This is a genomic window from Streptomyces sp. NPDC043854, assembly GCF_056436005.1.
Genome location: NZ_JBWKDK010000020.1, coordinates 83,661 through 94,645, shown reverse-complemented (window position 1 = coordinate 94,645; position 10,985 = coordinate 83,661). Strand labels below are relative to the sequence as shown.

Below are 10,985 nucleotides of genomic sequence, written 5' to 3'. Positions count from 1 at the left end.
CGTACGGTGGCGGTGGGTTTGGGGGGTGGCGCCTCCCCAAGCAAAAAAACAACCCCCCCCCCCCCCCCCCCCCCCCCCCCCCCCCGCGGGGGCGTGCAGGGGGCGGCTACTTCTTCAGCCAGGCCTCCATCATCTTCTGGGCGATGGGGGCGGCCAGCCTGCCGCCGCCGATCTCGGACCGGTCGGTGTCCGAGTTCTCGATCATCACGGCGACGGCGATCTGCTTGCCGTTCGCCTTGCCGTACGAGGTGAACCAGGCCAGCGGCGGCAGGCTGTTCTTCACACCGCGCTGGGCCGTGCCGGTCTTGCCGCCGACCTCGGCGCCCGACACCTGCGCGGGCTTGCCGCCGCCCTCGGCGACGACCGTCTTCATGGCGTCGCGCAGCATCGCGGCGGTCTTCGGGCTCATCACCTGCTGGACCTTCGGGTTCTTGAAGCTCTCCAGCACGGTGCCGCCCGAGTCGGTGACCTCGGAGACCGAGTGCGGGGCGACGAGCTTGCCGTCGTTCTCGACCGCGGCGGTCACCATGGCCATCTGCAGCGGGGTGGCCTGCACGTCGAACTGGCCGATGCCGGTGAGCGCGACCTGGTCGACGGACATCTTCTTCGACGGGTACTTGCTCGGCACCCGGGTCGTGACCGGGGTCTCGACGTTCGTGTTGAAGCCGAGCTTCTCGGCCGTCGCGCGCATCTTGTCCTGGCCCAGCTTGGACGCGAGCTCGGCGAAGACGTTGTTGCAGGACAGCCGGAGCGCGGTGCGCGCCGAGGCGTTGTGGCAGGCGGCGGAGCCGGCCTCGCTGGGCAGCAGGGTCTTCGTCCCCGGGATGGTGTACGGGTCGGGGGTGCCGGTCGGCGCGTCCAGGTTCGTGACCAGCCCGTTCTCGATGGCCGCCGCCAGGGTGACCAGCTTGAAGGTGGAGCCGGGCGCCTGCGGCTTGCGCAGCGCCACGTTCTCCATGGCCTTGCCGTTGTCGGCGGACAGCTCCTTCCAGGCCTCGGCGTCGTTGGCGCCGGAGATGCGGCCCGGGTCGAAGGAGGGGTTGTTCACGATGGCGAGGATCTCGCCGGTCGCGGGGTCGATCGCGACGGCGGAGCCCTGCTTGCCCTGGAGCGCGTCGTACGCGGCCTTCTGGACGCCCTTGTCGACCGTGGTGAGGACGTTGCCCGGCGAGGCCCGCCGGTTGGTGATGAGGTCCATCACGGTCTTCAGGCGGTCGTCCGAGCCGTTGAGGATCTTCTTGTAGACGCCCTCGAGCATGCTCGTGCCGAACGCCTGCGAGCTGAAGCCGGTGAGGGGCGCGTACAGCGGGCCGTCGCCGTAGGTCCGCTTGTACCCGAAGTCCTTGCCGCCCGTCTTGACCGAGCCGGTGATCGCCTCCCCGCCCACGATGATGTTGCCCAGCGGGTTCTCGTACTGCCCGATGAGGTTCCGCCGGTTGTTCTCGTTGTCTGCGAGGGCCTGGCCTTGGTAGGCCTGCACCCAGGTGACCCGGAGAAGCAGGGCCAGCACGAGGAGCAGGCAGAAGACCGACGCACGCCTGATCGTCTTGTTCATCTCCCGGAAGGACGTGCGAGGGCGTCCGGGCGTTCCGCCCTGTCCCGTTTGTGGCCGGGTTCTCAGCTTTTCTTCATGTGGCGGCTTTTCTTCATGTGGCGGCGCCCCTCACGATGAAGCCCCCTTCATAGGCGGCGATGACGGCCTGGGTGCGGTCACGTGAGCCGGTCTTGGACAGGACGGCGGCGACGTGCGTCTTGACGGTCTGCGGGCCGACCCCGAGACGTTCACTCATCTCGTGGTTGGACAGCCCGCCGGCCATCAGGCGCAGGACGTCCGCCTCCCGGTCGGTGAGCCGGGCCACCCACGGGGCGGGGGCTCCGAGCGCGGCGGCGGCGTGGGAGGCGGCGAGGGTGCGGACGGCCGCCGGGAACAGCAGCGAGTCGCCCCGGGCCACCAGCCGGACCGCGCCGAGCAGTTCGTCCGGGTCGGCCCGTTTGAGGAGGAACCCGGCGGCGCCCGCGCGCAGGGCGTCATAGACGTAGGCGTCGTTCTCGAAGGTGGTCACGACCACGATCCGCGGCGGTTCGGTCAGGGTGGCGAGGATCTGCTCGGTGGCCCGTATCCCGTCGATCCCGGGCATGCGGACGTCCATCAGCACCACGTCCGGGGCCAGTTCCCGGACCACGGATACGGCCTCGGCGCCGGAGGCCGCCTCCCCGACGACCTCCAGGTCGGGTTCGGCGTCGATGATGACCCGCAGCGCGGTGCGGACCATCCGTTCGTCGTCGGCCAGCACGATGCGCAGCGGCGGCCGGCTCACCGGGAGCCCCCGCCCACGCCCCCGCCGAGCGGGAGGACGGCCCGCAGCCGCCACAGCCCCTCGTGCGGGCCCGCTTCGACACGGCCGCCCAGCAGGGCCGCCCGCTCGGCGGCCCCGCGCAGCCCGCGGCCCCCGGTGGTACGGGCCGGGGCGCCCTCACCGGTTCCCAGTGGATTGGTCATGGTGATCTCCAGTTCGCGGTGTGCGCCGTCTTCCTTGCCGTCCGGTACGTCCCGCGCGTCCCGCCGGTCCGTGACGGCTATGTGCAGCTCGACGGGTCCGGCGCCGTGCCGCAGTGCGTTGCTCAGGCCTTCCTGCACGATCCGGTACGCCTCGCGGGAGGCGATCGCCGGGAGCTGCGCCCAGTCCCCCACCGGCCCGGGGTCCTGGCGGGCGGTGACGGTGGTGCCGGCGGCCCGGGTCCGGGCCAGCAGCCCGTCCAGGTCGGCGGCGAGGGTCGGTGCGGGCGCGGCGTCCGGCCGGGCCTGGTCCCCGTCCCGCAGCAGGCCCAGCACGGCGTCCAGCTCGCCCACGGTCCGCCGCGTGGTGTCCTCGATCGCCGCCAGCGCCTCCCGTACGAACCCGAGGTCGCTGTCGAGGACGCGCCGGGCGGCGACCGCCTGGAGGGTGACGGCGCTCAGGGCGTGCCCGACCGAGTCGTGCAGCTCCCGGGCGAGCCGGTTGCGCACGGCCAGGTCGGCGGCCCGCTCCTCGGCCGCGGCCAGCCGGTCGGCCGCCGTCGGCCCCAGCAGCACGGGGGCGAGCCGGGCCAGCAGCGCCCCGGCCCCGGCGGCGCACAGCACGAGCCCCGCCAGCAGGCCGACCCCCAGGAACGGGGCGACGTACGGATCGGCGGCGGCACTGAACCAGCCCGGCCCGACCGGCATCTCCCGCAGCGCGCTCACGAACGGCAGCAGGATCATCACCACCGCCATGGGCGGCCCCGCCAGGCTCATCCCGCTGACCAGCGCGCCGATCCCCAGGTGCAGGGACCACCAGGCGGCCGTCCTCCCCCGGGCCGCCCAGGACCGGGCCGGCCCCTCGGCCAACAGCTCCCCCGGCACCCCGCACAGCGCCCGCACCGCGACCACCGACAGCTGACGGACCAGCCCGAGGACACCGGTCACCGCGGCCAGCGGCACCGACACCCCGTACGCGATGAACGTCAGCGGAGCGGAGGCGAGCGCGTTCACCCCGCCCGCGAGGACGCCGACGAACACCTGCGCCACCAGGAAGTACGGCATCAGCAGGGCGCCGCCGAGTATCAGGTGCACCCAGCGCAGCCGGGCCCGCGACCCCAGCACCCGCCCCAGGCCGGCCGGTATCCGGGCCGGCCATCCCCCCGTCCGCATCACTCCCCCCTTCGTTCTGCTTCCGCCGCGCCCGGCTCCCGCCGGGCACGGGCCCCCGCTTCCGGCCCGTCCGTTCCTCCGCCTGCAGCCGTTCCCGGGCAGCCGCCTCAGGCCGCGAGCCGTGAACGGGTGAACCGGGCCAGGACGGCCGCGGAGAGGCCGCCGGCGAGCACCTGGCCAGCGTAGGCCAGGAAGATCATCGGCGAGGTGCGTCCGGGATCGCCGACCTCCGGCGCCAGCACCGCCGTGAACAGGAACAGCCCCCAGCCCAGCGCCGACGACGACCCGACCCAGGCGAGCGCCAGCGGCCACCGGGCCCTGATCGCCCCGCCCCGCGCCAGCAGCAGCGCCCCGGCACCCGCCGCCAGCGCGCACAGCCCGTGGACCGCCGAGACCAGGCCGCTCTCCGCCGAGTACTGCGCCACCCGCTCGGCATCCAGCCAGGCGGTACCGCCGAAGGCCCAGTACAGGTATATCGCTCCCACCGCTGCGCCGACCGCGGCCGCGGCTCCCGCCACCACCCCCGTGGGCGACGGGAGCCGCGTGTCCGGCACGCCCTGCCAGCACCGGCCCCAGCGCTCGCGCGCATAGGGGACGAACAGCCCGGCCAGGGCGAGTCCTTGGATGATGAAGCTGGGGTAGACGACGAAGTACACCCAGTCGTCGAGGAACGGCGCCCGCGCGGCCTTCGCCGCTTCACCGGCCCCCAAGCCCACCGCCCTGACGAGGAGCTGGCCGGGGAAGCCGGTCACGATCGGGGTGAGCAGCCCGGTGGCCGTGCACACGGGAACGATCAGCAGCCGGCCGGGCACCCGTCTCCCCCAGGGCCGGGTGAGCAGCAGCGCGAGCACGATCACACAGGCGTCCATCGCCAGCGTGACGGCGTTGGCCGCGGTGAAGAACGGTCCGGGCTTCAGCAGCGCGCTGCCGTCCGGTATGCCGATGTGACTCCCCGCCAGCCAGGCGGCCTTCAGGGCCAGGTACGGCACGGTGGCGATCACGGCCGCCGCCCGCAGAAGCCTCTGGATCGGGGTAACGCCACTCATCGGCGTCGTCGGGTCGGCCGGGATCGTACGGTTGGTCGGGATCGTACGGTCGGTCGGGGTCTTCGTGCCAGTCGTGCGTCGCACCGCTCGTGTCGTCATGGCTCAACAGTCGCGTGCCCGGCGCCCCGTCACCTCCCCCGCGAAGGTGAACCGCCTCCCCCACGCGGGGGAGACGCCCTCCACCCCTGCTCCGCCTCACATGCGCCGGGTCACCACCGACAGCCTGTCCCGGGCCGCGAACAGCGCCGCCTTGATCGCCTCCTCGTGGTCCCCCGTCAGCCGGGCCACCGGCACCGAGCAGCTCACCGCGTCCCGCGCCGGCGTCCGGTACGGCACGGCCACGCCGAAGCAGCGCAGTCCGAGCGTGTTCTCCTCCCGGTCCACCGCGTAGCCCTGCTCCCGTACGCTCTCCAGCTCCTCGATGAGCTGCTCCCGGTCCGTGACGGTGTGCTCGGTGACCGCCTCCAGCCGCCGCGGCAGCAGCGCGCGGACCTCCTCGTCGGAGTGCGTGGCCAGCAGCGCCTTGCCCAGCGCGGTCGAGTGCACGGGCAGCCGCCGCCCGACCCGGGTGAACGGCCGCAGGTAGTGCTGGGACTGGCGGGTGGCCAGGTAGACCACGCTCCGCCCGTCCATCCGGGCCAGGTGAATCGTTTCGGTGGTGTCCTCGGAGAGCCGGTCCAGGGTGGGCCGGGCCGCGGCGACCACCTCGTCCCCCTCGATGTAGGAGCTGCCGACGAGCAGGGCCCGTACACCGATGCCGTACCGCGTCCCCGTGGCGTCCGTCTCCACCCACCCGAGGTTCACGAGCGTGCGCAGCAGCATGTAGAGGCTGGACTTGGGGAGGCCGAGGTCGTGCTGGATGTCGGCGAGGCTGTGCAGGCCGGGCCGCGCCGCGAAGTGCTCCAGCAACACCACCGTGCGGACCGCGGACTTCACGGCCGCCGGGGCCGCGCCCGCCACCCCGCCCGCATCACCGGAGCCGCCCGCACTGCCCGCACCGCCCGCATCACCGAAGCCGCCCGAGCCGCCGCCCCCGTCCGCGGCCGCCGCCCCGTCGAACTCGATGCGCTCACCTCTGGCCATTCGCCTTCCTGCCCCTCTTGTCTCTTGTCACGCGAAAGACGCGGAAATAGAGTCCGGAACGGATGGAGATCATTCACCCATCGGAACGGCGTTCAGAATACTGAACGCCACCACGCGGGTCGGCGTAGACGCAGGAGGCAGTGCGGCATGGCAGGGACACCAGTCTGGAGTGTGGACCCCCGCACCGGGAAGCAGCGGGCGCAGGTTGCGGTGGAAGCCGGCTCCCCCGAGGTGGACGAAGCCGTCCGCGCGGCCCACGCCGCCCGCACGGCGCTCGCGGACCGCACCGCCCGCATCGCGTTCCTGCGCGCCGCCGCGGACCTGCTCGACGCCGCCGCGGACCAGGTGGTCGAGGCGGCCGACGCCGAGACCGCGCTCGGACCGGCCCGGCTCACCGGCGAACTCGCCCGTACCACCGGCCAGCTGCGGGCCTTCGCCGACGCCGTCGCCGACGGCGGCTACCTCGACGTCCGGATCGACCGGGCGGACCCCTCCCTCACCCCGCCGCGCCCCGAGCTGCGCCGCTACAAGGTGCCGCTCGGCGTGGTCGCCGTCTACGCCGCCTCCAACTTCCCGCTCGCGTTCTCGGTCCCCGGCGGGGACACCGCGAGCGCCCTGGCGGCAGGCTGCCCCGTGGTCGTCAAGGCGCACCCCGACCACCCGGCCACCTCCGAGCTGTGCGCCTCGCTGCTGCGCCGGGCGGCGGTGGCCACCGGGCTGCCGGGTGAAGTGGTCACCGTCCTCCACGGGTTCGACGCGGGCCTCGAGCTGATCCGCCACCCGCTCGTCACCGCCGCCGGGTTCACCGGCTCGCTGCGCGGCGGGCGGGCGCTGTTCGACGCGGCCGCCGCACGCCCCGTCCCGATCCCCTTCCACGGCGAACTCGGCTCCCTCAACCCCGTCGTGGTCACCCCGGACGCCGCCGCCGAGCGCGCCGAGGAGATCGGCGCCGGGCTGGCGGGCTCGGTCACCCTCGGCGTCGGCCAGTTCTGCGTCAAGCCGGGCCTGGTCCTGGTCCCGCAGGGCGCGGCCGGGGACCGGCTCACCGAGGCCCTGGCCAAGACGCTCGGCGAGACCGGTCCGGGCGTCCTGCTCGACCACCGGATGCGGGACAACTTCGTCGCGGGGGTCGCCGAGCGGGCGGCGCTGCCCGGGGTCACCGCGCCCGTCACGCCGGGCCCCGCCGGGGAGCACACCGTCGGCGCGGGCCATCTGGCCGTGTCCGCCGCGAGCCTGCTCGCGGGCCCGGCATACGAGGTACTGCTGGAGGAGTGCTTCGGGCCGGTGACCGTCGTCGTCCGGTACGCCGACCAGGACGAGGCCGGCGCCGTGCTCGACCTGCTCCCCGGCAACCTGAGCGCCACCCTCCAGCTGTCCGCCGCCGAGGTGGAGGGCGCCCCGGGCCCGGCGGCGGAGCTGGTCTCCCGCGTCACGGCGCTGGCCGGGCGGGTCGTGGTCAACGCCTGGCCGACCGGGGTCGCGGTGGCTCCGGCCCAGCACCACGGCGGCCCGTACCCGGCGGCGACCTCGCACTCCACCTCGGTCGGGACCACCGCCATCGAACGCTGGCTGCGCCCGGTGGTCTACCAGTCGGTGCCGGACCCGCTGCTTCCGGCGGAGCTGCGCGAGGCGAACCCGCTGGGCCTGCCGCGCCGCGTCACGGAAGCCGCGGGTCGGGCCGGCCGGTAGATCCGGCAAAACCCGTTGCCTGCCCCGCCCCGGGCGGGGCAGGCTGCGGCCCATGCCGAGACCGCACGGATTCACGTACGAGCGAAGAGGTGACGGCAGCGTCGTCATCACCCACCGCGGCCGGGCCGCGGGCACCCTGCGCGGAGCCCGCGCCGAGAAGTTCCTGGCCGAGGTGGAGGCCGGCGACGCGCAGCTCGTGATGGCCCGCTGGACGGGCGCGTACAAGTTCGGGAACGAGCGCGCGGCCAGAAACCACCCCCGCAACCGCGGCTGAGGCCTCCGCCGGCACCGCCGGCCCGCCCGGGCCCGCGCGTCCCCCGACCGGCCGCTCCAGGCGGACCGGGAGGGAACGGCACGGCACCCCGGGTCGTTCTCCGGGCATGACCGCTATGACCCCTGGTTCCAACCTGCCGCTCAATGCCGTCCGGGTGACGGTGGACGTGGCTGCCCCGGTGCGGCTCGACGTGTCGGGGCTCCTCCTCGCGGCCGACGGCAAGGTGCGCTCCGACGCCGACTTCATCTTCTACAACCAGCCGTCCGGGCCCGGTGTCAGCTACCGCTCCGGCGGCGGTACGGCCCCCGACTCCATCACCGTGGACACCGGCGGGCTGCCGCCCGGCATCGAGCGCATCGTGGTCACGGCCAGCCCCGACGCGGCGGGTCAGACCTTCCAGGGCATCGAGCCCACCGCCACCGTGCGCCACGCGGACACCGGCGCGGTGATCGCCACCTTCACCCCGCCGCAGCTGGGCACCGAGACGGCGCTCGTGGTCGTCGAGGTCTACCAGCGGGGCGGCGTGTGGAAGGTGCGCGCGGTCGGCCAGGGGTACGCGAACGGCCTCGCCGGCATCGCCACCGACTTCGGGGTCTCGGTGGATGAGGAACCGGCCCCGGCGCCCGCGGCCGCCCCGCAGGCCCCCGCCGCCCCGGTCACCCCGGTCGCCCCGCCGGTCACGGTCCCGCCGCCGGCCCCGGTCGCGGCCCCGCCCGCCGCTCCGGCAGCGCCGGCAGCGCCGGCAGCCACTCCGGCCGGCACCGGGAAGATCAACCTCGACAAGGGCCGGGTCAGCCTCCAGAAGAACCAGACCGTGTCCCTCGTCAAGAACGGCCGCCCGCTGCTCTCCCAGGTGAAGATGGGCCTCGGCTGGGAACCGGCCTATCGCGGCCGGGACATCGACCTCGACGCGTCCGTCATCGCGTACGGCCCGCAGCGCAACCACATCGACAGCTGCTACTTCGGCAGACTGGCCATCCTGGGCGGCGCCATCCGGCACTCGGGCGACAACCTCACCGGCGAGGGCGCCGGGGACGACGAGGAGATCGTCGTGGACCTCGGCCGGCTGCCCGCCGAAGCGACGGGCCTGGTCTTCACCGTGAACTCCTTCTCCGGCCAGAAGTTCACCGAGGTCGCCAAGGCCTACTGCCGCCTGATCGACGCGGCGACCGGCGAGGAGCTCGTCCGCTTCGACCTCACCGGCGCCGAGCCGCAGACCGGCGTGATGATGGCGAAACTGATCCGGCAGTTCTCGGGCGAATGGGAGATGACGGCCATCGGGGAGTTTGTGAAGTCCCGCACAGTGCGCGGCATGGTCAAGCCCGGCGCCGAGACGCTCTGAGCAGGTGGGCGGGCACATTCAGCGACCGCCGGCGGCCGGGCCGCCGGCGAAGGTGATGGATTACACCCTTAAACCGGGGGTGACGGTCCGTGTCCGCCCGTAGCCTGGAAACCATGTACAGCACACTCAGGCCCGCGGGTCCCGCCCGCCCGTCCGCCGCAGAGGCGAACGAGGCGATACGGCACCTCGTCGAGACCCGGGTGGATGACGAATGGCCCTCAGCGGCGTACGAGTTCCTGCTCGAGCAATGGGCCAGCGCCAGCCGCGCCGAAATCGCCGGGATCGCCGAGGTCGCCGCCGCCCCGTGAGGGCGGCGGCACTGCCGTACCCGCACAGCGGATACGGCAGCGGCAGCGGCCGGAGCAGCAGCGCACCGGCAGCAGGAGTCAGCGCGGCCCGCGCCGCCACGGCCCGGTGACGGCCAGCATGATGCCCGGTTCCTGGATGCAGGCGAACAGCGTGCGCCCGTCGGGCGAGAAGCAGACTCCCGCGAACTCGGAGTACTCCGGTTCCTCCGCGGTCCCGATGTTCAGCTCGTTGCGCGCCAGCGGGTAGGTGCGGCCCGATTCGGTGGCGCCGAACAGGTGCTGGAGGCCTTCTCCGTCCTCCGCGATGACGAGCCCGCCGTACGGGGAGACCGTGATGTTGTCGGGGCCGTCGCCGACCACGCCCCCGGCGGGGTCCGGGTTCACCCCGAGCAGCACCTTCAGCGTGATCGTGCGCCGCTTGGGGTCGTAGAACCACACCTGTCCGTCGTGCGCGGCGCCCGGGCTCTCCTCACGCGCGTACGAGGAGACGAAGTACGCGCCGCCGTCGGCCCACCACATGCCCTCCAGCTTGCGCGCGCGGGTCACCGCGCCGTTCCCGAACTGCTTGCGCACCGACACCGTCTGCCCGTCGCGGTCCGGTACGGCCACCCAGTCGACGCCGTAGACGGTGCCGGTCCTCGTCGCCCGGGACAGGTCGTCGACGAACCGGCCGCCGCTGTCGAAGCACTTGGCGGCCGCGAGCACCCCGGCGTCGGCCGCGAGGGTACGCAGCCTGCCGCGCCCGTGGCGGAAGCCGGCCGGCGGGGTCCAGCGGTAGAGCAGCCCGTTGGGGCCGGAGGCGTCCTCGGTCAGGTAGGCGTGGCCGAGGCGGGGGTCGATGACGACGGCCTCGTGCGCGTACCGCCCCAGGGCCTTGACCGGCTGCGGGTCGCGGTTGGCGCGGCGGTCGTGCGGGTCGACCTCGAACACGTACCCGTGGTCCTTGGCCATCCCGTTCTTGCCGGCCCGGTCCTCGGTCTCCTCGCAGGTGAGCCAGGTGCCCCAGGGGGTGGCGCCGCCGGCGCAGTTGGTCGACGTACCGGCGATGCCGACCCATTCGGCGACCCCGCCGCCGCGGCGGACCTCGACGACGGTGCAGCCGCCGGCCGCGGCCGGGTCGTAGACGAGGCCCTCGGTGTGCGGGACGGGGTGGGCCCAGTCGGCGCGCCTGCCCTTGAGCTCGTGGTTGTTGACGAGGAGGGTGACTCCGCGGTGGCCCTCGAAGGCGGCGGTGCCGTCGTGCTTCTGCGGGGTGAACTCGCCGGATTCCAGGGTGGTGACGCCGCTGTGGGTGAGGATGCGGTACCGGAATCCGGCGGGGAGGGCGAGAATTCCGGCCGGGTCCGGCAGGAGCGGGCCGTAGCCGGGCTCACAGGGGCGGCCGTGCTCGTCGAGGTGCGCGCTGTCGTCGGCCGCCAGCGCTCCCGGGGCCGTGGCGAGGGCGCCGACCGTCCCGGTGAGCGCGACTCCCGCACCGGCGATGACGGTACGGGCGGTGAAGTCTCTACGGCTGAGCGGCATCGGTTCACTCCAGGGGGTGTGGGAGGTGGTGCGCCTGTCGTGGTGAGCGGAC

At 73.7% G+C, this 10,985-nt stretch carries 10 protein-coding genes; 4 read left to right on the top strand and 6 right to left on the bottom strand.

Translation table 11 applies throughout. From position 1 onward, the window contains the following. Positions 1–106: 106 nt before the first annotated feature. The 5 genes from AC068A_RS19820 to AC068A_RS19800 all read right to left on the bottom strand — a co-directional run bounded on the left by AC068A_RS19820 (position 107) and on the right by AC068A_RS19800 (position 5,799). Positions 107–1,555, bottom strand: coding sequence for a peptidoglycan D,D-transpeptidase FtsI family protein (locus AC068A_RS19820; RefSeq protein ID WP_478586559.1), 1,449 nt, complete (start codon positions 1,553–1,555; stop codon positions 107–109). A 91-nt stretch (positions 1,556–1,646) separates the two neighbouring features. Continuing rightward, entirely contained in the window at positions 1,647–2,318 is a 672-nt protein-coding gene (locus AC068A_RS19815; RefSeq protein ID WP_478586557.1) for a response regulator transcription factor, read from the bottom strand. Beyond that, entirely contained in the window at positions 2,315–3,670 is a 1,356-nt protein-coding gene (locus AC068A_RS19810) for a sensor histidine kinase (RefSeq protein ID WP_478586555.1), read from the bottom strand. The genes AC068A_RS19815 and AC068A_RS19810 overlap by 4 nt, the downstream gene beginning before the upstream one ends. A gap of 107 nt (positions 3,671–3,777) precedes the next feature. Further along, positions 3,778–4,671 (bottom strand): hypothetical protein, encoded by an 894-nt coding sequence (locus AC068A_RS19805; RefSeq protein ID WP_478586553.1) that lies wholly within the window; start codon positions 4,669–4,671, stop codon positions 3,778–3,780. A gap of 240 nt (positions 4,672–4,911) precedes the next feature. Further along, positions 4,912–5,799: an IclR family transcriptional regulator gene (locus AC068A_RS19800; protein ID WP_478586551.1), complete on the bottom strand. Its 888-nt coding sequence runs from the start codon at positions 5,797–5,799 to the stop codon at positions 4,912–4,914. 147 nt (positions 5,800–5,946) lie between these two features. Between AC068A_RS19800 and AC068A_RS19795 the strand changes: the two genes are divergently transcribed. The 4 genes from AC068A_RS19795 to AC068A_RS19780 all read left to right on the top strand — a co-directional run bounded on the left by AC068A_RS19795 (position 5,947) and on the right by AC068A_RS19780 (position 9,412). After that, a complete protein-coding gene (locus tag AC068A_RS19795; protein WP_478586549.1) occupies positions 5,947–7,488 on the top strand; it encodes an aldehyde dehydrogenase (NADP(+)) in 1,542 nt (513 codons plus the stop codon). Positions 7,489–7,540: 52 nt separating this feature from the next. Then, positions 7,541–7,762, top strand: a complete 222-nt coding sequence (locus tag AC068A_RS19790; RefSeq protein WP_478586547.1) for a hypothetical protein — start codon at positions 7,541–7,543, stop codon at positions 7,760–7,762. Between the two features lie 115 nt (positions 7,763–7,877). Beyond that, positions 7,878–9,104 carry a TerD family protein gene (locus tag AC068A_RS19785; protein WP_478586634.1) on the top strand — a complete coding sequence of 409 codons (1,227 nt, stop codon included), beginning with the start codon at positions 7,878–7,880 and terminating at the stop codon, positions 9,102–9,104. 113 nt (positions 9,105–9,217) lie between these two features. After that, entirely contained in the window at positions 9,218–9,412 is a 195-nt protein-coding gene (locus AC068A_RS19780; RefSeq protein ID WP_478586545.1) for a hypothetical protein, read from the top strand. A 78-nt stretch (positions 9,413–9,490) separates the two neighbouring features. Here the strand turns inward: AC068A_RS19780 and AC068A_RS19775 are convergent, their stop codons facing one another. After that, positions 9,491–10,933 carry an alkaline phosphatase PhoX gene (locus tag AC068A_RS19775; protein ID WP_478586543.1) on the bottom strand — a complete coding sequence of 481 codons (1,443 nt, stop codon included), beginning with the start codon at positions 10,931–10,933 and terminating at the stop codon, positions 9,491–9,493. Between the last annotated feature and the right edge of the window lie 52 nt (positions 10,934–10,985).